This is a genomic window from Pseudomonas protegens (assembly GCF_003363755.1).
Lineage (GTDB): Bacteria > Pseudomonadota > Gammaproteobacteria > Pseudomonadales > Pseudomonadaceae > Aquipseudomonas > Aquipseudomonas danubii.
In genome coordinates this window covers 5,033,523-5,060,434 of the sequence record NZ_CP031396.1, presented here as the reverse complement: position 1 = coordinate 5,060,434, position 26,912 = coordinate 5,033,523, and the positions used below count along the sequence as shown (strand labels likewise).

Here is a 26,912-nt window from a genome sequence, read left to right as displayed (position 1 = left end):
TTCGGGCCGTTCGCAGCCTGCGGCAGCGGCTACACGAAGCGCTGCAGGCCAAGGCTGGAACCGTGTGTTAGTAGCCACGCTGGATCTCCACCGGGTTTTCCAGGGGTAAACCATCACTCCAGCGCTGCAGATTGCGCCCCAGCAAGCGGGCGATATTCAGGTAGACACGTGGCGAATGGGCCGAGGTGTGGGGCGACAGGCGAATCCGCGGGTGGCGATAAAACGCGTGGCCCGCGGGCAGCGGTTCGGGGTCGGCCACATCCAGGCTGGCCAGGCCGATGCGCCCCGTCTCCAGGGCCTGCAACAGCGCCGACTGATCGATCAGCGCACCGCGAGCGATATTGATCAGGTGCAGCCCCGGCTTGGCCGACGCCAGGACATCGGCATCGATGATGCGCCGGGTGTGCTCGGTCAGGGGCACCGCCAGCAGCAAGTGATCGGCCCGGGCGAACAGTTGATGCAGGTCGGCCACCGGTTGAACCCCGGGCACTTCGAAAGGCTGCGCCGAACGGCGCAGGGCCAGCACCTGCATGCCCAGGGCCTGGGCCTTGGGCGCCAGTTCGCGGGCAATGCTGCCAAAGCCGAACAGCCCCAGGGTGCTGCCGGCCACCGAGGCCAGCGGCCGTTGCTGCCAGTGTTCGGCGCGCTCGATCCACACCTGGGGCAGTTGCTTGGCGGCGGCGAAGATCGCCGCCAGGGCAAACTCGGCAATGCTCTCGGCGGTGCTGCCCCGGGCGCTGGCCACCGGCAGATCCTGGAACAGCCAGCGGGGAAAGTAGTCCAGGCCCGAGGTCACCAATTGCACGAAGCGCAGGCCGAAGGGCCAGCCCGCAGGCGGCTCTGGAGCATCACGAAAATCGGCATGGGGCGCCGCCAGCAGCACCTGAACATCCCCGGGCAGATCACTGGGCAGTCCTCGGGGCAGGCTCAGCACCTCGACGCCTGGCAGCGACTGGCGCAGTTGCTGGTTGAAGCCCTCGTCGAGCTGGCTGGCAATGCGCGTCACACCTGGGCTCCCCGGCTGGGCAAGGCAAAGGCGGCGCGGCCCACGGCGCCAAGGATCGCGTCGTTCTGCGGCGTGTGAATCCGGCTGCACAGCACATCACGGTAATGCCGCTCGATGGGGTTGCCCCGGGCCAACCCGGGATTACCGATGGCCTCGATGCCCAGCTCCACGGCGCTGATGGCGTTACTGGTCACCAGGTACTTGATCTGGGTCGCCTCGCCCGGGGCGATCCGCCCTTCGGCGGCGGCATCGAGCAGCACCCGATTATTGAACAGCAAGGCATCGATGCGCCCGATCAGCTCCTGGAAACGCGGCAGGCTCGACAGCGGCGCGCCAAGGTTGGCCGGGACGCGCTGGGCCAGCCAGCCCAGCAGCCAGTCGCGGGCGGCCCGGGCCACGCCGTCATAGATCGCCGACAGCAGCACCGCCAGCCAGAGCACACCCTTGCTGTCCAGTTCGGAAGGACGAGGAACGTTGGCCGGCTGGATGTCCACCGCCTGCTCCAGGGGCACGAACACGTCGTCGAAGATCACGTCGTGGCTGCCGGTGGCGCGCATGCCCAGGTGGTCCCAGGTTTCCTCGACGCGGATGCCGGGGCTGTCGCGGTGCACCAGCCAGGTGCCCACCTGCGGCTCGGCATCGTCGCTGCGGGCCCAGACCGCCAGCCAGGTCAGCCCGGGAATGCCGGTGGAGTAGATCTTGCGCCCGTTGAGCCGCCAGCCACCTTCGACCCGCTGCGCCAGGGTCGCGGGCAAGCCGCCCCGGGCCGGGGTGCCGAGGTCCGGCTCGACCCGCAGCGCATTGATCAGGGCGCCCTCTTGCACCGCCTCGCGCGCCACGCGCTGGCGCAGGTGCAGGGGCCAGGCGCTGTTCTGTTGCAGGCGGGTGTGCTGCAGGTACTGCATCACCAGCACCAGCGCGGTGGACGGTTCGCCCCGGGCCACGGCGCCGATCACCCGCCGCGCCTGGGCCAGGGTCGCCTCGCTGCCACCCAGGGCCCGAGGCACGGTCAGGGCCAGCAGGCCATGCTGTTGCAGGCGCTGCAGGTTGGCGTGGGGAAACTCGCTGTGGCGATCGTAATGGGCCGCGGTGGCGGCGAACTCCTCGCTCAACTGCTGCAGCAGGTCGGCGAACTCGCTGGAGTCCGGATCAGGGACGGGACGGGACACGGACGAAGACGGTTGCACGCTGGAAAGGCTCATCGGCTGGCAGTCCTGCTCAAGGGGTGGGAGATGTCGACGGCCGGCTCGGCCTCGGTTTCCACGCCCAGCAGTTGCAGCAACCGCGCACGCAGCGGCTGGAACCCCGGGGCGGACACCTGGCGCGGACGCGGCAGGCGAATCGGCAGTTGTTCGGCGATTTGCCCGTTGGCCAGCACCAGCACCCGGTCGGCCAGCAGCAGCGCCTCGTCGACATCGTGGGTCACCAGCAGCACCGCCGGGGTATGCGCCCGCCACAGGCGGATGATCAGTTGATGCATGCGAATCCGGGTCAGGGCGTCGAGGGCGGCGAAGGGTTCATCCAGCAGCAACAGCTGCGGTTCGCGCACCAGGGCCCGGGCCAGGGCCACGCGCTGGGCTTCGCCGCCGGACAGGGTGCCGGGCCAGGCGCCCAACCGATGGGCCAGCCCGACCTCGCCCAGCGCCGCCTCGGCCCGCTCGCGGACCCCAGCCCCACGCACGCCCAGGGCAACGTTGCGCCACACGCGCTTCCAGGGCATCAAGCGTGGTTCCTGGAACACTGCAGCCATGGCCGAAGGCACCTGTAACCGGCCCTCGTCGATGGGTTCCAGCCCGGCCAGGGCCCGCAGCAAGGTGGTCTTGCCCGACCCGCTGCTGCCCAGCAGGGCGACGAACTCCCCCGGGGCGATGTTCAGGTCCAGGCTGTCGAGTACCGCCTGCCCGGCAAAACGGCGGGTCACCCCACGGCATTCGACGGCGGCGCGCACGGGGCCCGGCTGGGGCAATGACACAGTCATGGTCAGTTCCTGATAAAGGTCGGGCGCCAGGCCAGGGCGCAACGTTCGAGGCCGCGCACCAGCCCGTCGATGCCCAGGCCGAGCACGCTGTAGACCAGGAGGCAGATGACGATCACATCGGTGCGCATGAAGTCCCGGGCGTCATTAACCAGGTAGCCGATGCCGGCGCTGGCGTTGATCTGCTCCACCACCACCAGCCCCAGCCAACTGATGCCGAAGGCGTAGCGCAGGCCGACGAAGAACGCCGGCAAGGCTCCGGGCAGGATCACGTGGACGATCAGTTCCCAGCGCTTGAGGCCGAGCAGGGTCGCCGCCTCCAGCAGCTTGGGGTCCAGGCTGCGGATGCCGGAAAACAGCGTCAGGTAGATGGGAAAGGTGGTGCCCAGGGCAATCAGGGCGATCTTCGGCGTCTCGCCCACGCCGAACCAGAGAATGAACAGCGGCACGATGGCCAGGAACGGCAGGGTGCGCAGCATCTGCATCGGCGAGTCGATGGCGATCTCGCCGCGCCGCGACAGCCCCGCCACCAGGGCCAGGACAGTGCCCAGGCTGACGCCGATGGCCAGGCCGCTGAGGGCGCGCTGGAGGGACACCCACAGATGCCCGCCCAGCTCGCCACTGCCGAGCATCTGCCACAGGGTGTCGCCGATGGTGCTGGGGGCGGCGATGATCCGCGCCGGCAACAGCCCGCTGCGGGAAGCCAGTTCCCAGAGCAGCAGCAACAACAGCGGGCTGATCAGGCGCAGCGACAGATTGCCGAGGAACTTCACTCCGGGGCGCTCGGTCCAGCGGGCATACAAGGAGAGCGGGGCTTGCGCAGGCATTTCAACATCCCTATTTCAGCGCGTTCGAGCCCCATGCTAACTACATAAAAAACGTCCGTGAAATTCGTTTTGGTTCTAACTTAATATACAAAAATTGCATTCAGCAAATAGATATATATGCAAACAAAGGATAAACCCGTAGACGTCGGCTTGCCGGCGAAAAGGCCGTAGAGCCTTGTGCCGCCTTTGCCGGCACCTTCGCTGGCAAGCCAGCTCCTACCGCCGATTTGTGCCGCCCCCGCGGCTAGCCGACGCGAGCGGCGACCATTTCGCCGAACAGACTCACCGGCTCCTGCAAGTTGCCGAGGAAGCGCGGGTGGATCAGCCACAGGTCGATCACCGGCTTGAAGTCGCTGACCGGGACGATCTCCAGCTTGTCCCGGTGGCTGCTGTTTTCCAGCAGCGGCAGCGGCACCAGACCGTAACCCAGGCCATTGGCGATCAGCCCCAGTTGCAGCTCGGTGCCGAAGGTTTCCAGGTTGATCTGCAAGGTCAGGCCCTGGGCGCTCAAGGCCCGTTGCAGGCCGGCCCGGAAACCGCAGCCATCGGGATTCAACACCCAGCCGCGCTGGTAACAGTCGGCCAGCTTGCACGAGCGCTTGCGCACCTCGCCCTTGGCCGCCACCACCACCAGGTTCATGCTGCCCAGGGAACGCCCCACCACCCCTTCGGGGAACACCTTGCCGGCGGGAAACAGCGCGGCCACCACGTCCAGCTCACCGTTCTCGACCTTGCTCAGCAGGTGGCTGCCCCAGCCGGTGGCCACCGAGGTCTGCAACTGCGGATAGAGGTTCTTCAGCTGGCTCAGGGCATCCAGCAGCACCACGTCGCCAATGGTCTGCGGCACGCCAATGCGCAAGGCGCCGCTGGGGGCGCCGTCATTGGCCACCAGCTCGTTCAGGGCATCGATGCTGCGCAGCACTTCCAGGCACTGGCCGTAAACCCGCAAGCCCATGCTGGTGGGCTTGAGCGGCTTGGTGTTGCGGTCCAGCAACTCCACCCCCAGGGCTTCCTCGAAATTCTGCACCCGGCGGGTGATGGCCGGCTGGGTCAATTGCAGGGCATCGGCCGCTTGGCTGATGGTCTGGCAGCGGATCACCGCCACGAACGCGTTCAGATCATCTATCTTCATTCTTTTTTCGCATAATAAATGACTGGAAAAATGTTCGAGAAGAATAATACCTTTTAGCTCGCCCGTGTAGTTCGCGTCATTTGCCTTGTGTCCACGGAGGGAGCCCATGCCCCACAACGCCGCAACAGTCGCTATCGATACACCCAACTTCGCCCGCCTGCGGGACTTCATCGCCGCCCTGGCCGAGCTGCTGGACGGCCATCCCGACGAGGCCCGAATACTGGAGCACGGCGCCGACCTGCTGCAGCGCCTGGTGAGCCAGGACGACTGGCTGCCCGATGATTTCGCCCAGCCGGACCCGCAGCGCTACCAGCAATTCCTGCTGCATGCCGACTCGCGCCAGCGCTTCTCCATCGTCAGCTTTGTCTGGGGTCCGGGGCAGCGCACGCCGATCCACGATCACCGGGTCTGGGGGCTGATCGGCATGCTCCGCGGCGCCGAAGACTCCCAGGGGTTCGAACGCCTGGCGGACGGCCGCCTGCAACCTGCGGGGGCTCCGATTCGCCTGGTACCGGGGCAAGTGGAGGCGGTGTCGCCGCGCATTGGCGACATCCATCAGGTGAGCAACGCCTACGCCGACCGGGTGTCCATCAGCATCCATGTGTACGGCGCCAACATCGGCGCGGTACGACGGGCCGTGTACACCGCCGAAGGTCACGAGAAGCCCTTTGTCTCCGGTTATTCCAACCGCTTGCTGCCTAACCTCTGGGACTTGTCGAAGGAGCCCCTGCAATGACCGATTTCCCTACCCGCAGCCCGGCGCAGATCCGTCAGGCCCTGCTCGAGCGCCAGGAACTGGCGCTGATCGATGTCCGCGAAGAGGCGCCCTTCGCCGAAGCCCACCCGCTGTTCGCGGCCAATATCCCGCTGTCGAAACTGGAGCTGGAGGTCTATGCGCGCATCCCCCGGCGCGACACCCCGATCACCCTCTATGACCAGGGCGAAGGGCTGGCCCAGCGCGCCGCGACCCGCCTGGGGCAACTGGGCTACCGCGACGTCGCCCTGCTCGAAGGCGGCCTGGAGGGCTGGCGCGCCGCCGGTGGCGAGTTGTTCAAGGACGTCAACGTCCCCAGCAAATCCTTTGGCGAACTGGTGGAAGCCGAACGTCATACCCCATCCCTGGCCGCCGAAGAACTCCAGGCACTGCTCGACCAAGAGGCCGACCTGGTGGTACTGGATGCCCGGCGCTTCGACGAGTACCAGACCATGAGCATCCCCGGCAGCACCAGCGTGCCCGGCGCCGAACTGGTGCTGCGGGTGCGTGAGCTGGCCCCCGATCCACGCACCCGAGTGGTGGTCAACTGTGCCGGACGCACCCGCAGCATCATCGGCACACAGTCCCTGGTGAACGCCGGCATTCCCAATCCGGTGGCGGCGCTGCGCAACGGCACCATCGGTTGGACCCTGGCCGGACAGAAACTGGAGCACGGCCAGAGCCGCCGGTTCAAGGCGGTGAATGAGGACCAGCGGGCGCAGGCGCAAACAGCAGCGCGGGCGGTCGCGGATCGGGCTGACGTGGCACGCATTGACCTCGCCCAATGGCGGCGCTGGCAAGCCGATCCCAAGCGCACCAGCTATCTGTTCGATGTACGCACTCCGGAGGAATTCGCCGCCGGACACCTGCCGGGAGCTCGCTCCACGCCCGGGGGACAACTGGTGCAGGAAACCGATCACTTCGCCAGCGTTCGCGGTGCGCGCCTGGTGCTGGTGGACAACGACGGCGTGCGCGCCAACATGAGCGCGTCCTGGCTGGCCCAGATGGGCTGGCAGGTGGCAGTGCTCGACGGCCTGCGCGATAGCGACTTCAGCGTGCGCGGTCCCTGGCAGGCGCCGCTGCCGGATACCTCGCCGGCCGAAGAAATCAGCCCTCGGACCCTCGCCGCCTGGCTAGAGAAACCCGGCACCCTGGTCCTGGATTTCACCGCCAGCGCCAACTACGTGCAACGTCATATCCCCGGCGCCTGGTGGGCCCTGCCCAGCCAACTGCAGGAATCCCTGGCCCGGTTGCCCCAGCCCGAGCGGTTTGTCCTGACCTGCGGCAGCAGTCTGCTGGCGCGCTTTGTGGTGCCGCAATTGCAGGCCCTGACCCAGCGTCCGGTGTTTCTCCTGAGCGGTGGCACCGCGGCCTGGATCGACGCCGGCCTGCCCTTGGAGGAAAGCCGCCAGCAACTGGCCGCGCCACGGATCGACCGCTACCGCCGGCCCTATGAGGGCACCGACAACCCCAGGGAAGCCATGCAGGGTTACCTGGACTGGGAGTTTGGTCTGGTAGAACAACTGCGGCGCGACGGCACCCACGGTTTTTTCGTGATCTGAGCCTTAGTGGGGGCTTTCGCTGGCACGCCAGCTCCTACAGGCCTGCTTCCCCTTGTAGGAGCCGGCTTGCCGGCGAAGAGGCCGCAAGCCTGGCATCGCTCGCAAGGTCGCCTTCGCTGCAGGCCCGCTCCTGCGAAGAGGGTATTTCGGACGCGTAGGCGGTGCCGGTTGATCGTCAATCTGCCCAAGTGACAAATAGCAATAATTCTCGATATCATTCGCGACCTTGTGCTCACCGCGTCGTCAAGAAGGATATCCATGTCTCGCTCCAAGACCGACTCTGCGTCGGCGGACTCTGTTCGCGGGTTCTATGCGGACATCCTGCATTTCCTGCGTAAACGCACGGACAACGCCAGCGACGCGGCGGACATGACCCAGGACGTGTTCACCCAATGGCTTGATTACCGTGATCGGGCCCAGGTCGAGCAGCCCCGGGCCTTCCTGTTCCAGATGGCGCGCAATCTGTTGCGCGATCATTGGCGGCGCCAGCAAGTGCGCTCCAAGGTGCACCACGAGGCCCGCCACGAGGAAAATTTCGACAGCGAGCCCCTGGCCGACGAACAGCACGAGCCGCTGCCCGCCGCCCAGCGCCTGCAACGCCTGGAACAATTGAAAGAAGTCCTCGCTCAACTCTCGCCGCGCCGCCGCGAAGCCCTTATGCTGCACCGCTTCGAAGGGCTGAGCCAGGCGCAGATCGCCGAACGCATGGGGATTTCCGTGAGCATGGTGGAGAAACACATCGCCTTTGCCCTGCTGCACTGCAAGCAGCACCTACAACGAGAAAATGGCAAGGAGCAGCCTGAATGACCCGCTTTCCCGGCACTCACGACGACCTCGACAGCGAGCAGATCGATGCCCAGGCCGCCAGCTGGTTCGCCCGTAACCGCAATGATCCGGACCGTGCCACGCGCAAGGCCTTCGAGAGCTGGGTCAGTGAACCGGCCCATGCCCGGGCCTACGCCGAATTCGAGGAGCTGTGGGACGACCTGGCGCAGCTGCAACAACTGAGCCGCCCAGTGCCACTCCCCCGGCGCAAGGCGCCGCTATGGCGCCCGGCCCTGGCAGTGGCCGCTGCTTTGCTGTGCGCGGTACTGGCGGCCAACCTGGGCACGCCCCAGGCCCCCTACCGGCAGCAGATCGCGGCCCAGGAACAGGGAGCGCGAGCCTTCAAGCTGCCGGACGGCAGCACTTTGTACGTCAATGCCAATACCCAGGTGAGCGTCGATTTCAGCGCCCATCAGCGCAACATCTACTTGCAGGCGGGCCAGCTGTACCTGGAAGTCGCCGCCGACAAGGAGCGTCCGCTGTGGGTGCACAGTGGCGAGGCCAAGGTCCGGGTGGTGGGCACCGCTTTCGACGTGCGGCGCGGCCAGCGCCAACTGGTGGTCAGCGTGGCCCACGGCCAGGTGGCCTTCAGCCCGGACGGCAAGCCCGGGGAGCTGACCCTGCTGGGCGCTCGGCAACAGGCCACCTATGACCTGCAAAAAGGCACCTTGCGCCAACAGACCCTGGACCGCGACGAGGTGGCCGACTGGCGCAGCGGGCGCCTGGCCTTTCGCAACCGCGACCTGGCCAGTCTGGTGGACGAGTTGAACCTGTACCGCCAGCAACCGGTACAACTGGCCGAGGGCCCGCTGGGTGCCTACAAGGTTTCCGGCAACCTCGACGTCAACGATCCGGATGCCCTGGTCAAGGCTCTACCGGCCCTGATCCCGGTGAAAACCCGGGTCCAGGCCAACGGTCAGCTGAAGATCGAAGCCCGCTAATTTTTTATATGAGAATATTTTGCATTCGCATATGAGGTTTTTTTTCACTGCCGCGTCTTCCTCCTGTCTGCGCTCTGTCCGCAGCGCCTTTTTGGCCTTTAAGCCGCTCTGGGGGATGTCATGTTTCGCGCGTTCTTGCCTGTTCCGTTAGTCCGTACCCGCCCGACCCTGCTCGCCGCCTGCCTGGCATTCAGCCTGCAGGCCCATGCCGGGCCGCTGCATTTCCAGTTGCCGGCGCAACCTCTGGCTGCCTCCCTGAGCCAGATCGCCCAGCAGGCGAAAATCCAGCTGCTGTTCGATGAACAACTGCTGCGCAATGCCAAGGCCCCGGCCCTGCAAGGCGACTACAGCCCGGAAGAAGCGATCCGCACCCTGCTGCAGAACGGCCAGTTCAATCTGATGAAGGTCGACAACACCTACATCGTGCGCCCTGCCGAGACCAGCCTCAGCAGCGGTTCGGCCCTGCAGTTGGGGGCCATGAGCGTGATCGGCAACGGCACCGAGGTGGACGCCGCCAGCGTTGGCCGCTCGACCCTGAACCAGGCGGAAATCGATCGCCATCAGTCCAACAACGTGGTCAGCCTGATCGACACCCTGCCCGGGGTCAGCCTGGGCGGCTCGCTGAAACCCGGCGGCCAGACCATCAATATCTGGGGCCTGGGGGATGCCGAAGACGTGCCGATCACCGTCGACGGCGCCACCAAGAGCGGCTTCGAGCGCTACCAGCAGGGAGTGATCTTCATCGAGCCGGAACTGATCCGGCGGGTTGAAGTGGAGAAAGGCCCGCACTCGCCGAAGACCGGCAACGGCGGTTTCGGCGGCACCGTGCACACCGAGACCAAGGATGCCCCGGACCTGTTGCAGGACGGGCGCAATGTCGGCGCCATGGTCAAGTACGGCTACAGCAGCAACGACCATCAACAGGCCTACACCTCGGCCGTGTATGGCCGTTCCGATGACCATCGCTTCGACGCTCTGGCCTACTGGACCAAGCGCGACGGCGACGACATGAAGCTGGCCAGCTCCATTCCCGATCCGCGCAACGAGTACCTGATCAACCCCAAGCGCCAGCCCAACACCGCTCAGGACCTGGATGGCGAACTCTACAAGTTCAACATGCAACTGACCGACGAGCATCGCCTGGGATTCAGCTACATGCGCTCCAACAGCGACATCTGGGCGCCCTTCTCGGCCAAGACCTACCCAGCGCCGCCCAGCAAGGCCAACATCGACAAGTACGGTTATGACGGCGCCACCAAGCGCTACCTGGCCCAGCGCAACACCATCGACACCACCTGGCTGACCAAGTACGAGTACCAGCCGGTGGACAACCCCTGGGTCGACCTCAAGGTCCAGTACTCCAACTCCAAGACCGACCAGACCGACGAGCGCGGCCCGACCGCCTTCTATCAACCGGTCACTGGCGGGCGCAAGATCACCGTGGGCTACGAGGACAAGATCCTCGAAGTGACCAACATCAGCCGCTTCAGCACCGGTCCCCTGGAACACGCCTTCACCACAGGTGCGCAGATCCGCAAGCACACCCGTGAGGTGGACATGTGGATGCCGGGCAAGACCTATGAAGTGCCCAAATACAACTACGGCCACTACCAACCGGGCTTCATGCCCCACGGTAAGGTCGACAACAACGCCTTCTATATCCAGGACGCGATAACCCTGGGGGACTTCACCCTGACTCCATCGCTGCGCTACGACCACGTGCGCAACCGTGGCGAGCAAAACGACGCGCCGCTGTACAACAGCACCAGCCCCAAGGACGGCCATGACTACGGCGACAAGACCTACACCGGCTGGTCGCCGCGCCTCTCGGCGTTCTGGAACGTCAATCCGAACCTGGCGCTGTTCGCCGACTACAGCAAGACCTGGCGCGCACCGGTAATCGACGAGCAGTACGAGGTCCAGGCCCCCGGCAGCACGCGCTCGGCCACCAGCCGCAACCTGGACCCGGAGCGCATCACCGCACTGCGCGCGGGGACCCTCCACAACTTCTCCAAGGTGCTGACCGACAACGACAACGTGCAGATCCGCACCACGGTGTTCCAGAACAAGATCAGCAACGAGATCCTCAAGGCCACCGGCATCGGCTGCGCGGAACAACTGAGCACCGGCAAGAGCATCGCCCAGGTGTGCAAGGAGTCGCCGATGTCGGTGTATCGCAACATCGGCGACCTGACCATCAAGGGCTTTGAAGTCGAGAGCTACTACGACTCCACCTACCTGTTCGGCGCACTGTCCTACTCGTGGATCACCGGCAAGCACCAAGGCGCCTACACCAACCCCTGGGGGCCGAACGTCTGGGCCCGGGACATTCCGCCGCGCAAATGGGTGGCGACCCTGGGAGTGAAGATTCCCCAGTGGGATGCCCAAGTCGGCTGGCAGGGCCAGTGGGTGCGCCAGACCGACCGCCTGCCCAGCGACAAATACCCCAGCGGCCCGGCCAGTAGCCTGGGTGATTCCTACTGGGACCAGTACGGCAATGATCGCTACAACGTGCAGGGCCTGTTCGCCAACTGGAAGCCCCAGCAGGCCTATCTCAAGGGCACCGAAGTCAACTTCACCCTGGATAACATGTTCAACCGCGACTACCGTCCGGCCCTCAGCGGCGACAACGCCTACAGCGTCGGACGCAACGCCAAGATCAGCGTGACCCGCTTCTTCTGACGGCCACTGACTGCGGTGCATCGGACGCACCGCAGCAGGCCAGCCGTTGGCCATCACCGATGTATTGCAAGCCGTTAGCCCGGCCCTGCCGCCCGCGCCTGCCGGGCTAAGATCGACTCCCCCCTGAACACCGCTGAAAGGCCGTTGAGCGCTTTCAGTCAACGTCCCATTGATTATGTACGACGACTGTCGTACAAACGAGAACGCATCATGGACAGAGGCTTCAGGAAGGTCAGGCGGGACCTGATCAATGCACTACAAAGCGGTAACTATGTGCATGCCGCGCGCGGTTCGATCGAGGTCAAGAACCTGCTGGCCACTGGCGAGGTTTCGGCTGGCCAACTGATCGAGGTCATCGGCGCCTGCAAGGGCTCCGACCACCATTGCAGTGCCCACCACAGCGTCCCGGACCTTGCCGTCCATGTGCTGAAGAAGGCGGGCTGGTACATCAAGTTCTACTTTATCGAGCCAGAAACCTGGTTCATCAGCGTTCACCGATGAGGGCAACCCATGAAACTCTATCTGCAGGGCGACCGGGGCAAGGCGCTTTGTGAGCATTGCCAACAGGTCGTGGGCATCACCTACACCCGCCGCGACGTCCCTTTCAGCGACGGCAACGGCCAGGCCCGGGAGGTCCTGGTGGGGGTCTGCGACCTGTGCGCCACGGTGGTGGCCATCCCGCCCCAGTCGACGCCGGCGATCAAGGAAGCCCGCAAGCAGTCATTGACCTCCATCGAGGCGCGGCTGCCGGCGGTCTACCTCGATGTGCTGGATGCGGCGATGCACTCGGTGGCCGAAGACGCCGGAGTACAGATGCGCAAACTGTTCTTCAGCTACTACTTCAGCGCTCCTCCGGCGTCTTCCCTGGAGCAGGTGCATGAGGGCTTCGCCGCGTACCTGGCCGAACAGGCCGAGGCCCGCCAGTTGCCGGCCGTGCCGGCCATGAAACGCCTGTCGCTGAAGGTCAACCACTATGCGGCCGAGGATCTCGCGCGCCTGCTGCAAGCCACCCGGATGACCCAGACCGAGCTGCTGAAATCGCTGATCGCGCAGATGCGCCTGGATGTGCTCGAAGGCGGCAACCCGGCGGTGATCGCCGACCTGCGCCAGCTGGCACGCCTGGGGCTCTAGCCCTCAGCCTTTGCCGCGGCCCTGAACCTTCGCGAACACCTGCAACGCCTCAAAGTGCTGTCGGTGCTCCCGGAACCGGAACCACCTGGCTTCCTCAGCAAAATCAGCCGAGCCCTGTAGCCGCTGCCGAGCCCGCGAGGCTGCGCAAAGGTCCGCAGGACCTTGCTTGGCGATCGCCCGCCAAACCTCTGGTGGCCTTCAGCTCCCCGCGTCCCTGCGGGCCGTTCGCAGCCTGCGGCAGCGGCTACACAAATCCCGACCCGGCATCGACCCTGTAGCCGCTGCCGAGCTCGCGAGGCTGCGCAAAGGTCCGCAGGACCTTGCTTGGCGATCGCCCGCCAAACCTCCAGCGGCCTTCAGACCCCCGCGTCCCTGCGGGCCGTTCGCAGCCTGCGGCAGCGGCTACACAAATCCCGACCCAGCATCGACCCTGTAGCCGCTGCCGAGCTCGCGAGGCTGCGCAAAGGTCCGCAGGACCTTGCTTGGCGATCGCCCGCCAAACCTCCAGCGGCCTTCAGCCCCCCGCGTCCCTGCGGGCCGTTCGCAGCCTGCGGCAGCGGCTACAGTGCGTTGCGCCGCACCAGGCTGAGATCGGGGGCGGTGGTGCGGCGCTGGCTCAGGTAACGGGTGCAGCTGACCCGCAGGAAGGAGGCGAAGTTCACCACTTCGCCGCGATAGTCCATGACCTCTTCATAGAGTTTGGCGATCAGCTGGTTGGTGGTCATGCCATCCACTTCGGCAATTTCGCTGAGGATGTCCCAGAACTGGTTTTCCAGGCGCAAGGTGGTGACCACGCCACAGATGCGCAGCGAGCGGGAACGGGATTCGTAGAGAATCGGGTCGGCCTTGACGTACAGCTCGCACATGGCGTGGTCCTCGCTTACAGGGTGATTTGGGTGCCCAACAGGCCGAGGAAACCCGCCAGCCAGCTGGGGTGCGCCGGCCAGGCCGGAGCGGTGGCCAGATTGCCCTGGACGTGGCCTTCGGTCACCGGGATATCGATGTAGGTGCCACCGGCCAGCCGCACTTCCGGGGCACAGGCCGGGTAGGCGCTGCACTCGCGGCCTTCGAGAATGCCCGCCGCCGCCAGCAGTTGCGCGCCATGGCACACCGCGGCAATCGGCTTGCCGGCCTGGTCGAATTCCTTGACCAGTTGCAGGACCTTTTCGTTCAGCCGCAGGTATTCCGGAGCACGTCCGCCGGGGATCAGCAGGGCGTCGTAATCAGCGGAGCGGACCTGGGCGAAGTCGTGGTTGAGGGTAAACAGGTGACCCGGTTTCTCACTGTAGGTCTGGTCGCCCTCGAAGTCATGGATCGCCGTGCGCACGGTCTGCCCGGCGCTCTTGTCGGGGCACACCGCGTGCACCTGGTGGCCGACCATCAGCAGGGCCTGGAACGGCACCATCGCTTCGTAGTCTTCGACGTAATCGCCAACCAGCATGAGGATCTTTTTCGCGGCCATGGAGTGGACTCCTATCAGGGAAATACATGGGCAGAAGGAGTACTCAAGGTAGCCCCATTCCCGCGGGCCGGGTAATAACCCGGTACTACAGCGGTAAGCTTCAAGCGGTAAGTGGACGCCTTGCAGCCTGTGGCCTGCAACTGCCCCCTCCAACTGTACGGACAACTCTGCCGCCAGCTGTAACAGCCGCACCGGCCGGCTTTATGGCTAGATGCAAGCTCCTGTGTCCCTGTACGAATTCTGGTAGCCCCTCATGTCCTCGCGCGAAAACACCGGCATGGCCCTCGGCCTGCTGGGTGTCATCATTTTCAGCCTGACCCTGCCCTTCACCCGGATCGTGGTGGAGCAGATGCACCCCTTGCTCAACGGCCTGGGCCGCGCGCTGTTCGCGGCGATCCCGGCGGCCTTGCTGCTGCTCTGGCACCGGGAGAAGTGGCCGACCTGGAAACAGGTCAAAGGCCTGAGCGTGGTGATTCTCGGGGTAATCCTCGGTTTTCCGGTGCTTTCGGCCTGGGCCATGCAGACCCTGCCCGCGTCCCACGGCGCCCTGGTCAATGGCCTGCAACCGTTGTGCGTGGCGCTGTATGCGGCGTGGCTGTCCCACGAACGGCCGTCGAAGGCCTTCTGGGCTTGCGCCGCCCTGGGCAGTGCGCTGGTACTGGGTTATGCGCTGCTCAGTGGCGCGGGCAGCATCCAGGCCGGTGATGTGCTGATGCTCGGGGCGATTGCCGTGGGCGGCCTGGGTTATGCCGAAGGTGGCCGGCTGGCGCGGGAGATGGGTGGCTGGCAGGTGATCTGCTGGGCCCTGGTGCTGTCCACGCCGCTGCTGATCGGCCCGGTGTGGTACCTGGCGGCGCAGCACCAGGGAGCGATTTCCATGAGGACCTGGTGGGCCTTCGGCTACGTTGCGCTGTTCTCGCAGTTCCTGGGTTTTTTCGCCTGGTATGCCGGGCTGGCCATGGGCGGAATTGCCCGAGTGAGCCAGATCCAGCTATTGCAGATTTTCTTCACCATCGCCTTTTCCGCGCTGTTCTTCGATGAACAGGTGCAGCCCATTACCTGGGTGTTCGCGGTGGGCGTGATCCTCACCGTGGTCGTGGGGCGCAAGACCGCGGTGCGCCCGGCCGCCCCGCTGCCCACGCCGCTGACCAACCCTCAGCCGAGATAGCCATCGGCCTTGAGCAGGGTTTCCAGGCAGTGTTCGCTGATCTGGTAGAAGGCCTTGAGTTCTTCGATCCTGGCCAGCAACTGGGTCGGGTCAACCGGCTCGGCGCGCTTGACCGCCAGGATCATCTTGTTCTTGTTGGTGTGCTCCAGGGAGATGAACTCGAAGACCTTGGTTTCATAACCACAGGCTTCGAGGAACAGCGCCCGCAGGCTGTCGGTGACCATCTCCGCCTGCTGTCCCAGGTGCAGACCGTATTGCAGCATCGGCTTGAGCAGCGCCGGGCTCTGGATCTGCAGGCGGATCTGCTTGTGGCAGCACGGCGAGCACATGATGATCGCCGCGCCGGAGCGGATGCCGGTGTGAATCGCGTAGTCGGTGGCGATGTCGCAGGCATGCAGGGCGATCATCACGTCCAGCTGGCTGGGGGCTACGCTGCGCACGTCACCGCACTTGAACACCAGGCCCGGGTGTTCCAGGCGCTGCGCCGCGGTGTTGCACAGGGTCACCATGTCCTCGCGTAATTCGACGCCGGTGACTTCGCCCTCGGCCTTGAGGGTGTTGCGCAGGTAATCGTGGATGGCGAACGTCAGGTAGCCCTTGCCGGAGCCGAAGTCCGCGACCCGCACCGGCTGATCGAGCTTGATCGGCGAGCTGCCCAGGGCGTGGCTGAAGACCTCGATGAACTTGTTGATCTGCTTCCACTTGCGCGACATGGCCGGGATCAGTTCGTGCTGCTTGTTGGTCACCCCAAGATCGGCCAGGAAAGGCCGGCTCAGGTCGAGAAAGCGGTTCTTCTCGCGGTTGTGCTCGGCGGACGGCACATCGCGCTGGATTTGCGGCTTGCCCTTGAACAGCGAACTCTTGCCCTTCTTGCTGTATTCGAGCTGCACTTCGTCGGTCAGGGTCAGCAGGTGGGCATTCTTGAACGCAGCCGGCAGCAGCTCGGCGATGGCGGCGCTGCCTTCGTCCAGGGTGAAGTTCTTGGTGATGTCGCGGGTCTTGTAGCGATAGACGAAGGACAGGCACGGCTGCTCCTTGACCGTCAGTTGCTTGATGATCAGGCGTTGCAGGTCCGCCTCCGGGCCCACGTGCTTGGCCAGTACCAGCTTGATAAAGGCGTTCTGCGCAAGGCTGGTGTCGAGCAATTGCAGGAACTGGGCATGATGATCCGGCGCGGGACGGGCGGAAGGTGCGGTCACAGACATGGGGGCAGGTGCCTCGGGCGATGCGGGGTGTGAATCAGGGAGTGGCGGGTATTTTAGGGAGCAAACCCCGTCGGGGCACGGAGTTATTCACCCGACGGTAAAAAAATCGTCTCCCCAGGGCAGTGGAAGGCTCAGGGGCCATGGGCCGGCAAGCCGGCCCCCAAGGGGCTCAGTTGAGCACCACCAGGCGGTTGGGCAATTCATTGCGCACCTGGGTCAGGGGCACATGGGCCTTGAGCAGTTCGCCGCTGGCCTCAATGCAGTCGAGGAAGCCCTGCAGGGTCTGGCCCTGCCGGACCTGCTGGGTAAAGTTGCGCACGATACCGTTCCACTGCTTGTTATCCAGACGCTTGGAAATGCCTTCGTCCACGAGGATTTCCACGTAGCGCTCGGCTTCGCTGACAAAGATCAGCACCCCGGTGCCGCCCACGGTGTGGTGCAGGTTCTGTTCGAGGAACTGGCGCCGGGCCAGGTTGGAAGCCCGCCAATGGCGCACCGAACGCGGGATCAGCCGGGTGGTGATCCGCGGCAGGCGAAACACCAGGCACAGCACGATGAAGGTCGCCCATTGCGCCAGCAGCAACAGGTGCATGTTCAGCCAGCCGGTGGCGTAGTGCACCAGCCCCGGCACCACCAGCGCCAGCAGGCTGGCCCAGAGCAGCGGGATATAGGCGTAGTCGTCGGCCCGGGCGGCCAGCACTGTCACCAGTTCGGCGTCGGTCTGCTGCTCCACCCGGGCAATGGCTTCGGCCACTTGCCGTTGTTCGTATTCACTGAGTAATGCCATGTCGTTGGATTTCCGCTTCTTATTTTGAGTTACCAGCCGCCGGAGGAACCGCCGCCGCCAAAACTGCCGCCGCCACCGCTGAAGCCGCCACCGCCGGACCCACCACCAAAACCGCCACCGCCGAAACCACCCCCACCACCGCCACGACCGCTGGTGGTGGTGATGAAACCGAGCGCCTGCGCCACCATCACCACCAGGATGAACAGCAGCACCATGAAGAGGAACAGCCACGGGTGACGCTGGACAAAATCCTCCTGGTCGCTGCTCTCGCCGCCGCTGTCGTAGGCCGTGGCCGGCTCGTCCAGCGGCGTGCCGCCGAGCACCAGGAGCATGGCCGAAACCCCGTCGCTGATGCCCTTGCTGAACTGCCCGGTCTTGAACGCCGGGGTGATCACCTGGTTGATGATCACCGAGGCCTGGGCGTCGGTCAGGCGCTCCTCCAGGCCGTAGCCCACTTCGATGCGCAGCTTGCGCTCGTCCCGAGCGACGATCAGCAGCGCGCCGTTGTTCTTGTCCTTCTGGCCGATGCCCCAGTGGCGCCCCAACTGGTAGCCGTAGTCCTCGATGCTGGCGCCTTGCAGGTCCGGCAGGGTCACCACCACCAACTGTTCGCTGGTGGCCTGTTCGTGGGCTTGCAGTTGCCGAGTCAGCTGGGCGCGGACGCTCGGCTCGATCATCTGCGCGTCGTCCACCACCCGCCCGGTCAGGGCCGGGAACCTGAGTTCGGCCTGGGCCGAGACCGCGAAGACCCAGAGCAACAGCACCAGGCCGATTTTATAGAGTCGCATCAGCACCTCATCCTTAATGTTTGTCCGCGTGTACTACCAACTGCCAGACGCCCCGCCACCGCCAAAACTGCCACCACCGCCCCTGAAACTGTCCGAATCCGAGCTGGAACTGGAGCTGGAGCTGGAGCTGCTGGAGTCGAACCAGTCGAATGAACCGCTGCTCGCACGGCTGTCGCGCTCGGCCCTGGGCTCGCGCCTGGACGAGTCATCGCCGGTGTCCCGCCGCCCGGCGCTTGCCGCTTCACCGTCGTCGCGCGTGTAGAGCAAGAGCCCAACCAGCGGCACGCCGACGAACACCGAGAAAAACACCAGCTTGAACCACCACAGCCATTCGATCTGCTGGTACCAGCTCTGCACCACCCAGCGATGCTCCAGCATCCGCGTGCTGTTGGGCTCCAGCAGACGCACGATGGAGGTGGTGCCGGTAATGATCCCGGAGGAGTACAGCTCATCCTTGAAGTACGGAATGATCGAGTCGTTGATAATCAGGTGCGCCCAGATATCGTCGATCCGCCCTTCCAGCCCGTAGCCCACCTCGATCCGCACCTGGCGCTCGTCCTTGGCCACCAGCAGCAGGACACCGTTGTTCCTGTCCTTGCGGCCGATGCCCCAGTGCCGGCCCAGTTGCAGGCCGAACTCCTCGATGCTGTAGCCGCCCAGGCTCGGCACCGTGACCACCACCACCTGGTCGCTGGTGCTTTGTTCAAGCCGTTCGAGCATCTGCGTCAGGTAGACCTGCGCCGAAGGCGTCAGCAACTGGGCGGTGTCCACCACACGCCCGGTCAACGGGGGGAACAGGCTTGCAATCGGTGCCGCTGTCGCCGTGGCCGTGGCCGGTGCAGGCCCGACCTGGACAGAGGGCTGCGTCGCACGCAACGGCACCCCATCCATGGGTGTTGAACCTGAGGGTTGCGCCAGTACGGCGCCACTCACCAGCCCCAGCCACAGCAGCGCGCCTCGTAGCACGCGCTGCCCGAGGGCCATCAGAATTTCACTTGCGGCGCTTTGTCGGCGTCGGGGCTGGTGGCCTCGAAGGTTTCACGCACCGGCAGGTCGCTGTACATCAGGCTGTGCCACAGGCGGCCGGGGAAGGTGCGGATCTCGGTGTTGTACTTCTGCACCGCGAGGATGAAGTCGCGGCGGGCCACGGCGATGCGGTTCTCGGTGCCTTCCAGCTGAGATTGCAGGGCCAGGAAGTTCTGGTTGGCCTTCAGATCCGGATAACGCTCGGAGACCACCATCAGACGGCTCAGGGCACCACTCAACTGATCCTGGGCCTGCTGGAACTGCTTGAGTTTTTCCGGGTTGTCCAGGGTGCTGGCGTCCACCTGGATCGAAGTGGCCTTGGCCCGCGCCTCGATCACCGCGGTCAGGGTGGCTTCCTCGTGCTTGGCGTAGCCCTTGACGGTCTCCACCAGGTTGGGGATCAGGTCGGCGCGGCGCTGATACTGGTTCTGCACCTGGCCCCAGTCGGCCTTGACCTGCTCGTCCAGGGTCGGAATGTTGTTGATGCCGCAGCCGCTGAGCAGGCTGGCAAGCAACAACAGGGCAGCGACGGGCCAGCTCAAGCGCAGGCTTTGGGTGATGTTCATGGGTGGGGCTCCTTGCACAAACTGATGGAAAAGAATCTTTTGCCCGTTTTCACACATTCTGTGGGGCAAAATCTGCCTGCGCCACTGGAATGCATCGGGCTGATGGGCTAAAAGATGCCCAGCGCGAAAAAGAGTTCAGAAATAAGGCGGTGTGAAAACGTCGCGAGTGAAGGCAAGACAAAGCAAAAACAGGCGAGGACGCGAAGTGTAGGAGCCTACATGAGCATTCCGATCGGACTCGCGCACGAGCCTGTTTTTAACGCCGTATTGCCGAACGCAGTGGTTTTCACACGGCCTGAAGTGTGCTGGATTTATCTGAACAACAATAGTCGCTCCCTAAATTTTGGCTGTTCGACGCGTCACTCATGCGTCGGTCTTGAGCCCTTGAGAACACTATTCATGAATAAGCTGTGTTTGCTGGGCCTGCTGGTCAGCCTGGCCAGTCACCCTGTGTTGGCCGAATCTGCCCCGGTCCCCCTGGAAAACAAAGACGCCTTTATCAACGACCTGCTCAAGCGCATGACCCTGGAAGAGAAGATCGGCCAGTTGCGCCTGATCAGCATCGGCCCGGAAATGCCCCGCGAGCTGATCCGCAAGGAAATCGCCGCGGGCAATATCGGCGGCACTTTCAACTCCATCACCCGCCCGGAAAACCGGCCGATGCAGGACGCGGCCATGCGCAGCCGGCTGAAGATCCCGATGTTCTTCGCCTATGACGTGATCCACGGCCACCGGACCATCTTCCCCATCAGCCTGGCCCTGGCGTCCAGCTGGGATATGGACGCCATCGGTCGCTCCGGGCGCATCGCCGCCAAGGAGGCCAGCGCCGACAGCCTGGACATCACCTTCGCGCCGATGGTGGACATCTCCCGCGATCCTCGCTGGGGCCGTACCTCCGAAGGCTTCGGCGAAGACACCTACCTGGTCTCGCGCATCGCCAAGGTCATGGTCAATGCCTACCAGGGCCAGAGCCCGGCCCTGCCGGACAGCATCATGGCCAGCGTCAAGCACTTCGCCCTGTACGGCGCGGTGGAGGGCGGTCGCGACTACAACATCGTCGACATGAGCCCGGTGAAGATGTACCAGGACTACCTGCCGCCCTACCGCGCAGCCATTGACGCCGGTGCCGGCGGAGTGATGGTGGCCCTGAACTCCATCAACGGCGTGCCGGCCACCTCCAACACCTGGCTGATGAACGACCTGTTGCGCAAGGAATGGGGCTTCAAGGGCCTGGCGGTGAGCGACCACGGGGCGATCATCGAGCTGATCCGCCACGGCGTCGCCAAGGACGGTCGCGAGGCCGCCAAGCTGGCAATCAAGGCCGGCATCGACATGAGCATGAACGACTCGCTGTACGGCAAGGAACTGCCGGGGCTGCTCAAGTCCGGCGAGATCGAGCAGAAGGACATCGACAACGCGGTGCGTGAAGTGCTGGCGGCCAAGTACGACATGGGCCTGTTCAAGGACCCTTACGTGCGCATCGGCAAGGCCGAGGACGACCCGGCCGACACCAACGCCGAAAGCCGCCTGCACCGCAGCGACGCCCGGGACATCGCCCGCCGCAGCCTGGTGCTGCTGAAGAACCACAACGACACCTTGCCGCTGAAGAAAACCGCGAAGATCGCCCTGGTCGGCCCCCTGGCCAAGGCCCCCATCGACATGATGGGCAGCTGGGCCGCCGCTGGCGTACCGACACAGTCGGTGACGCTGTACGACGGCATGCGCAACGTCCTGGGTGACAAGGCCCAACTGGTGTACGCCCGGGGCTCGAACATCACCGCCGACAAGAAGGTGGTGGACTACCTGAACTTCCTCAACTTCGATGCCCCGGAAGTGGTGGACGACCCGCGTCCGGCGCAGCAGATGATCGACGAAGCGGTCAAGGCGGCCAAGCAGGCGGACGTGATCGTGGCCGCTGTGGGCGAGTCCCGTGGCATGTCCCACGAGTCTTCGAGCCGCACCGACCTGCACATCCCCGCCAGCCAGCGCGAGCTGATCAAGGCCCTCAAGGCCACCGGCAAGCCTCTGGTGCTGGTGCTGATGAATGGCCGGCCGCTGTCACTGCTGGAAGAAAACCAGCAAGCCGACGCCATCCTGGAAACCTGGTTCAGCGGCACCGAGGGCGGCAACGCCATTGCCGACGTGCTGTTCGGCGACTACAACCCGTCGGGCAAGCTGCCGATCACCTTCCCTCGCTCCGTGGGCCAGATTCCCACCTACTACAACCACCTGACCATTGGCCGGCCGTTCACGCCGGGCAAGCCGGGCAACTACACCTCGCAGTACTTCGACGACACCACCGGCCCGCTGTATCCGTTCGGCTATGGCTTGAGCTACACCAGCTTCAGCCTGTCGGACATGGCACTGTCCTCCACCACCCTGAACAAGAGCGGCAAGCTCGATGCCAGCGTGACCGTGAAGAACACCGGCAAGCGTGACGGCGAAACCGTGGTGCAGCTGTATATCCAGGACGTGGCCGGCTCGATGATCCGCCCGATCAAGGAATTGAAGAACTTCCAGAAAGTCATGCTCAAGGCCGGCGAAGAGAAGTCCATTCACTTCACCATCACCGAGGATGACCTGAAGTTCTACAACGCCCAGCTCAAGTACGCCGCAGAACCGGGCGACTTCAATGTACAGATCGGCCTGGATTCCCAGGACGTCAAGCAACAGAGCTTCGAACTGCTCTGATGCCTGTCAGCGGCCGGCGCAGGACCTGCGCCGGCCGCCTCCTTCTGCAATCCCAGCAATCCCCACAATCGCTGCAATATCTGTAGCCGCTGCCGAGCCTGCGAGGCTGCGCAAAGGTCCGCAGGACCTTGCTTGTCGATCTACCGCCAAACCTCCATCGGACTCACGACCGCCGCGACCGCTTCGCGCTCGTTCGCAGCCTCCGGCAGCGGCTACAGCCAGCCATGTCAGCCGTGACGGTCAGCCGCGCCGGTCCAGCAGGTTGACCACCAGGCGGTCGACCCAACCCCAGATCCGCTGCTTGACCCGCCGCCACAACGGCCGGTTGCGCCACTGCGCCAGGCTGATCTCTTCACTCTGGGCGAAGTCCGCCTCGAAGCTCGCCGCCACGGAGTGGGTCAGGGGCGGGTCCAGGGCCTCCAGGTTGGCTTCCAGGTTGAAACGCAGGTTCCAGTGGTCGAAATTGCACGACCCCACACTGACCCAGTCGTCCACCAGCACCATCTTCAAATGCAGGAAACGCGGCTGATACTCGAAAATCCGCACGCCGGCCTTGAGCAACCGCGGGTAGTAACGGTGCCCGGCATAGCGCACGGCCGGATGATCGGTGTGCGGCCCGGTCAGCAACAGGCGTACGTCGACGCCCCGGGCGGCGGCCTTGCGCAGTGAGCGCCGCACCGACCACGTCGGCAAGAAGTAAGGCGTGGCCAGCCAGATGCGCTGCTGGCCGCTGTGCAGGGCACGAATCAGTGAATGCAGGATGTCGCGATGCTGACGCGAGTCGGCATAAGCCACCCGGCCCATGCCCGCCCCCGAGTCAGGCACACGGGGCAGATGGGGCAGGCCGAAATCCACGTCGGGCCGCCAGGCGCCCTTGCGCAGGTTGGCGCTCCACTGGCGGTCGAACAGCCTTTGCCAGTCCAGCACCGCGGGCCCGGCGATCTCCACCATCACTTCATGCCAGTCGCAGCTGTTGTCCTCGGGCTGCCAGAACTCATCGGTAACCCCTGTACCGCCCACCACGGCCAGGGACTGGTCCACCAACAACAGTTTTCGATGGTCGCGATACAGATTGAGAAAGCCCTGGCGCCACTTCAGGCGGTTGTAGAAACGCAGCTCGACACCGGCCGTGGTCAAGCGCAGGCGCAAGGCCTGGGTAAAAGCCAGGCTGCCATAGTCATCGAACAGACAGCGCACCCGCACCCCGCGCTCGGCAGCCTGGACCAGGGACTGGACCAGAGCGTCGGCACAGGCGCCGGCTTCCACCAGATACAGCTCCAGCTCCACCTGCTGCCGGGCGCGGGCAATGGCCACCAGCATGCGCGGAAAGAACTGGGGACCGTCGATCAACAGCTCGAAGCGGTTGCCTTCACGCCAGGGGAACACCGCTCCGCGCATTTCAGCGCGCCGTGAAGATCAGTACCGCACCCACCGGTACCGAGAAACTGATGGCCGACAAGCCAGCCACTTTGCGCAGACTGTCGAGGCCCGGTGCCAGGTTGAAGTCTTCGGCATTGAGAACCAGCGGTTCCAAGGTCACCACCTGGAAACGCCGCTCATCAAGGCGAGTGGCCAGCAGCTCGGCGTTGTAGGTGTGTTCCTGGCCGTGCAGGGCCACGGTGACCGGCAACAGCAGCTCGATCTGCGCCCCGGGGGCCAGGTCGTTGATCGGCCGCAGGTTGATCTGCGTCGTGATCTGCGCTTCGGGAAACTGCTGGACCTGGAACAGCTCCTGACGCATGCGCTCATCGCGCAGGGGAATGCCGCTGCTGATCGAGTCCAGCTCGATCTGCAACCGGGCCTGGCCCTTGGCGTCGACCTTGCCGTGCAACACCAGGAAGCGCTGGACCTCGGAAATACTGGCGTTCTTGGTGGTCACGAAGGACACCCGGGAAGACTCGTTGTCCAGGTACCAGTTGGCCTGGGCCGGCAGGGCAAGTACCCCGAGCAGGCTGATAAGAAGGCGGATCGGCGTACGCATGCAAGCTCCCGTGAACAGAAGGCGCCACCTTAACCGGCTGCCAGGGGGCTGGCAAACACCGCGCTCAAGTGGGGCCCAGCCGTTGCAGACGGGGAATGGTTCAGGCAATGGACTTCTGCAATTGCTCGATGGTGTCGGCCAGCAATCCCAAGTGACGATTGCGCACCTGCTCGACACAGCTCAGGTCCATCGGCCAATGCAGAGCGATGCTGCCGATCACCCGGCCTTCGGCCTGCAACGGCAGGGCCACGGCACGAATCAGAAAAGGCAGTCGTACCGGATATTCCCAGTGGCCCTCGGTACGCTGACCGAAGCCCAGATGCTGGGACTGGGCGCAAGCTTGTTGCTGGTCTTCGGCCGGTACTCGCTCACGCTCGGCCAGACGCTCGACTTCATCACTGGCCAGGGCCCCCAGGCAGGCCTTGCCCATGGCCGAATGAAACAGGCTGGCATGCTGGCCGACAATCCGGCTGTTGTTCGGGTAGCGCTTGCGCAACACCGCAGGCACCGCACTTTCCAGGACCTCAAGGTGCTCACCGTCAAAACTCGACAGGTCGCTGACCAGTCCGGTGCGTGCACTCAACTCCAGCATCCAGGGCGCCGCCTGCTCCACCAGATGGCGCTTGAAGCGTTGCCGGCTGTCGCCGAACAGGCTGCGGGCGCTCAGGCGATAACGCCTGTCGCTCAGTCCACGGTAGATCCAGCCCTGCTCCTGCAGGGTCAGCAACATGCGCGACACCGTGGCCTTGGCTAGGCCCGTCAGGTAGTGCAGCTCCTCCAGGCCCAGGGCCTGGTGCTGACCCAGCAACTCGACGATGGCCAGGGCCCGTTCCACGGAACGCACGCTGCCGGTTTCTACCTTGCTGGCCATAGTCCGAACTCCCTGACTGAAGATGGGTAAAGGTTTTTCCCAGCAAGATGCGGGCCTCAGAACCCTATCAACAGCATTTGCCTGGTTACAGCAGGTTACCCGGAGGGCGTTGCCGCACCCAGTGCGTCAGTTGTTCGTGGGCATAGGCCAGTTGCAGCACGGCGTGGTCGGCCTGGGCCGGCCCGATGATCTGCAAGCCCATGGGCAGGCCCGCCAGATTGAACCCCACCGGAATGCTGATACTGGGCAGGCCGGCCAGGGTCGGACCGATCACCACCTCCATCCAGCGGTGATAGGTGTCCATTTCCTGCCCATCGATCTGCCTTGGCCAGGCCTGCCGTGCATCGAAAGGGAACACCTGGGCCGTGGGCAGCAGCAGAAAATCGTAACGTTCGAACAGCCGCAGCAAGGCGCGATACCAATCGCTGCGACTCTGGGAAGCGCGGTACACGTCCGCGGCACTGAGGCTGGCCGCGCCCTCCACTTCCCAACGCGCCTCGGGCTTGAGCCAGCGGCGCTGGTCCGGGTCGTTGTGCAACAGCCCCAGGGAACCCTGGATCAGCCAGTGCCGGTGCACCAGCCAGCAGTCCCACAACTGCGCCATGGAAAACTCCGGCTGGCAGCTTTCCACTTCACAGCCCAGATGGGTGAAATCGGCCAGGGCCTTTTCGCACAGGCTCAGGACGCCCTGCTCCATGGCCAGGTAGCCGTTGTAGTCACCCAGCCAGCCCAGGCGCAGGCCACGTACATCCCGTTGCAGAGGCGCCTGCAACAGCGCCGGATCGTCCTTGAGGGACAAGGGCACTCGCGGATCATATCCGGCCTGGGTGCTCAACAACCGCGCCACATCAGCCACCGTGCGCCCCATTGGCCCTTCGGTAGCCAGTTGCTGCACGAACAGCTCAGGGGTCGGGCCGAATGGCACCCGCCCCTGGGAGGGGCGCATGCCGAACACGTTGTTGAAGGCCGCCGGATTGCGCAGCGAGCCCATCATGTCGCTGCCATCGGCCACCGGCAGCATGCGCAAGGCCAGGGCCACCGCCGCCCCGCCGCTGCTGCCGCCCGCGCTCAGGCTGCTGTCATAAGCATTGCCGGTGGTGCCGAACAACTGGTTGTAGGTATGGGAGCCCAGGCCGAACTCCGGCACGTTGCTCTTGCCGACAATGATCGCGCCGCTGGCACGGACCCGGGCCACGCTGATGGCATCCACCTGGGGTACCTGATCGGCGAACAGCGGCGAGCCCATGCTGGTGGCCAGCCCTGCGGTGGCTGCCAGATCCTTGATCGCCTGGGGCATGCCATGCATCCAGCCCATGGACTGCCCCCGGTCCAGTTGCCGGTCACGCTCATCGGCCTGGGCCAGCAGATCCTGCGGATCGCACAGAGAGACCAGGGCATTGACGCCCGGGTTGTAACGCTCGATCTGCTGCAGATAAGCCTGCATCACCTCGCGACAGGACAGCTCGCGCGCATGGATCGCCCGGGATAGTGCCAAGGCATCCAACTCGACGATGGACTCGTTGGCCATTGCT

The 26,912-nt window shown here is 64.7% G+C and carries 25 protein-coding genes; 9 read left to right on the top strand and 16 right to left on the bottom strand.

The genetic code is table 11. The features are described 5' to 3' along the window. Positions 1-67 precede the first annotated feature (67 nt). The 5 genes from DWF74_RS22915 to DWF74_RS22895 form a co-directional block, all read right to left on the bottom strand. The gene (locus tag DWF74_RS22915; protein ID WP_102861543.1) at positions 68-1,006 is read right to left on the bottom strand and encodes a D-isomer specific 2-hydroxyacid dehydrogenase family protein; all 939 of its coding nucleotides are present in this window, start codon (positions 1,004-1,006) and stop codon (positions 68-70) included. Further along, positions 1,003-2,208 (bottom strand): acyl-CoA dehydrogenase family protein, encoded by a 1,206-nt coding sequence (locus tag DWF74_RS22910; RefSeq protein ID WP_115581764.1) that lies wholly within the window; start codon positions 2,206-2,208, stop codon positions 1,003-1,005. The genes DWF74_RS22915 and DWF74_RS22910 overlap by 4 nt, the downstream gene beginning before the upstream one ends. Then, on the bottom strand, positions 2,205-2,984 hold the full coding sequence (locus DWF74_RS22905; RefSeq protein WP_115581763.1) for an ABC transporter ATP-binding protein: 780 nt from the start codon (positions 2,982-2,984) through the stop codon (positions 2,205-2,207). The genes DWF74_RS22910 and DWF74_RS22905 overlap by 4 nt, the downstream gene beginning before the upstream one ends. Positions 2,985-2,986: 2 nt before the next feature. Beyond that, on the bottom strand, positions 2,987-3,808 hold the full coding sequence (locus DWF74_RS22900) for an ABC transporter permease (RefSeq protein WP_115581762.1): 822 nt from the start codon (positions 3,806-3,808) through the stop codon (positions 2,987-2,989). Between the two features lie 244 nt (positions 3,809-4,052). Continuing rightward, positions 4,053-4,940 (bottom strand): LysR family transcriptional regulator, encoded by an 888-nt coding sequence (locus DWF74_RS22895; protein WP_092320280.1) that lies wholly within the window; start codon positions 4,938-4,940, stop codon positions 4,053-4,055. Between the two features lie 106 nt (positions 4,941-5,046). Here DWF74_RS22895 and DWF74_RS22890 point away from each other — a divergent pair, with 106 nt between their 5' ends. From DWF74_RS22890 to DWF74_RS22860, 7 genes are all read left to right on the top strand, one after another. Next, complete coding sequence (locus DWF74_RS22890) at positions 5,047-5,676, top strand: cysteine dioxygenase (protein WP_115581761.1); 630 nt, start codon at positions 5,047-5,049, stop codon at positions 5,674-5,676. Continuing rightward, complete coding sequence (locus DWF74_RS22885; protein ID WP_115581760.1) at positions 5,673-7,256, top strand: rhodanese-related sulfurtransferase; 1,584 nt, start codon at positions 5,673-5,675, stop codon at positions 7,254-7,256. Before DWF74_RS22890 ends, DWF74_RS22885 begins: the two co-directional genes overlap by 4 nt. A 258-nt stretch (positions 7,257-7,514) precedes the next feature. Further along, entirely contained in the window at positions 7,515-8,063 is a 549-nt protein-coding gene (locus DWF74_RS22880; RefSeq protein WP_102861537.1) for an RNA polymerase sigma factor, read from the top strand. Next, positions 8,060-9,022 (top strand): FecR family protein, encoded by a 963-nt coding sequence (locus DWF74_RS22875; RefSeq protein WP_110595028.1) that lies wholly within the window; start codon positions 8,060-8,062, stop codon positions 9,020-9,022. Before DWF74_RS22880 ends, DWF74_RS22875 begins: the two co-directional genes overlap by 4 nt. Before the next feature lie 120 nt (positions 9,023-9,142). Next, positions 9,143-11,704, top strand: coding sequence for a TonB-dependent receptor (locus DWF74_RS22870; RefSeq protein WP_115581759.1), 2,562 nt, complete (start codon positions 9,143-9,145; stop codon positions 11,702-11,704). Between the two features lie 210 nt (positions 11,705-11,914). Beyond that, positions 11,915-12,205 (top strand): hypothetical protein, encoded by a 291-nt coding sequence (locus DWF74_RS22865; RefSeq protein WP_240321955.1) that lies wholly within the window; start codon positions 11,915-11,917, stop codon positions 12,203-12,205. A 9-nt stretch (positions 12,206-12,214) separates the two neighbouring features. Continuing rightward, positions 12,215-12,835, top strand: coding sequence for a hypothetical protein (locus tag DWF74_RS22860; RefSeq protein WP_115581757.1), 621 nt, complete (start codon positions 12,215-12,217; stop codon positions 12,833-12,835). Positions 12,836-13,395: 560 nt separating this feature from the next. On the opposite strand, the gene DWF74_RS22850 is transcribed toward DWF74_RS22860, so the two are convergent. After that, the gene (locus tag DWF74_RS22850; RefSeq protein ID WP_102861531.1) at positions 13,396-13,701 is read right to left on the bottom strand and encodes a ribbon-helix-helix domain-containing protein; all 306 of its coding nucleotides are present in this window, start codon (positions 13,699-13,701) and stop codon (positions 13,396-13,398) included. Between the two features lie 14 nt (positions 13,702-13,715). Further along, positions 13,716-14,297, bottom strand: a complete 582-nt coding sequence (locus tag DWF74_RS22845; RefSeq protein WP_115581755.1) for a DJ-1/PfpI family protein — start codon at positions 14,295-14,297, stop codon at positions 13,716-13,718. 253 nt (positions 14,298-14,550) lie between these two features. Between DWF74_RS22845 and DWF74_RS22840 the strand changes: the two genes are divergently transcribed. Further along, positions 14,551-15,465, top strand: coding sequence for a DMT family transporter (locus tag DWF74_RS22840; protein ID WP_102861529.1), 915 nt, complete (start codon positions 14,551-14,553; stop codon positions 15,463-15,465). Here the strand turns inward: DWF74_RS22840 and DWF74_RS22835 are convergent. The 5 genes from DWF74_RS22835 to DWF74_RS22815 all read right to left on the bottom strand — a co-directional run bounded on the left by DWF74_RS22835 (position 15,453) and on the right by DWF74_RS22815 (position 19,837). Beyond that, positions 15,453-16,670: a class I SAM-dependent methyltransferase gene (locus tag DWF74_RS22835; protein ID WP_115581754.1), complete on the bottom strand. Its 1,218-nt coding sequence runs from the start codon at positions 16,668-16,670 to the stop codon at positions 15,453-15,455. The two genes, DWF74_RS22840 and DWF74_RS22835, sit on opposite strands and share 13 nt — an antisense overlap. A 169-nt stretch (positions 16,671-16,839) precedes the next feature. Continuing rightward, the gene (locus DWF74_RS22830; protein WP_060837908.1) at positions 16,840-17,457 is read right to left on the bottom strand and encodes a TPM domain-containing protein; all 618 of its coding nucleotides are present in this window, start codon (positions 17,455-17,457) and stop codon (positions 16,840-16,842) included. 29 nt (positions 17,458-17,486) lie between these two features. After that, positions 17,487-18,245: a TPM domain-containing protein gene (locus DWF74_RS22825; RefSeq protein ID WP_115581753.1), complete on the bottom strand. Its 759-nt coding sequence runs from the start codon at positions 18,243-18,245 to the stop codon at positions 17,487-17,489. Positions 18,246-18,278: 33 nt separating this feature from the next. Beyond that, positions 18,279-19,229, bottom strand: coding sequence for a TPM domain-containing protein (locus tag DWF74_RS30815; protein ID WP_102861526.1), 951 nt, complete (start codon positions 19,227-19,229; stop codon positions 18,279-18,281). Continuing rightward, complete coding sequence (locus DWF74_RS22815; RefSeq protein ID WP_115581752.1) at positions 19,229-19,837, bottom strand: LemA family protein; 609 nt, start codon at positions 19,835-19,837, stop codon at positions 19,229-19,231. The genes DWF74_RS30815 and DWF74_RS22815 overlap by 1 nt, the downstream gene beginning before the upstream one ends. Positions 19,838-20,236: 399 nt before the next feature. On the opposite strand from DWF74_RS22815, the gene bglX reads away from it, so the two are divergent. Further along, entirely contained in the window at positions 20,237-22,528 is a 2,292-nt protein-coding gene (gene bglX, locus DWF74_RS22810; protein ID WP_115581751.1) for a beta-glucosidase BglX, read from the top strand. Positions 22,529-22,768: 240 nt separating this feature from the next. Here bglX and DWF74_RS22805 read toward each other — a convergent pair whose 3' ends face one another. From DWF74_RS22805 to DWF74_RS22790, 4 genes are all read right to left on the bottom strand, one after another. Continuing rightward, entirely contained in the window at positions 22,769-23,926 is a 1,158-nt protein-coding gene (locus tag DWF74_RS22805) for a phospholipase D-like domain-containing protein (protein ID WP_102861523.1), read from the bottom strand. Position 23,927: 1 nt separating this feature from the next. Further along, positions 23,928-24,509: a YceI family protein gene (locus DWF74_RS22800; RefSeq protein ID WP_102861522.1), complete on the bottom strand. Its 582-nt coding sequence runs from the start codon at positions 24,507-24,509 to the stop codon at positions 23,928-23,930. A gap of 100 nt (positions 24,510-24,609) precedes the next feature. Continuing rightward, positions 24,610-25,380 carry an IclR family transcriptional regulator gene (locus DWF74_RS22795; RefSeq protein WP_102861521.1) on the bottom strand — a complete coding sequence of 257 codons (771 nt, stop codon included), beginning with the start codon at positions 25,378-25,380 and terminating at the stop codon, positions 24,610-24,612. A gap of 85 nt (positions 25,381-25,465) precedes the next feature. Continuing rightward, the gene (locus DWF74_RS22790) at positions 25,466-26,908 is read right to left on the bottom strand and encodes an amidase (RefSeq protein ID WP_115582477.1); all 1,443 of its coding nucleotides are present in this window, start codon (positions 26,906-26,908) and stop codon (positions 25,466-25,468) included. Positions 26,909-26,912 lie beyond the last annotated feature (4 nt).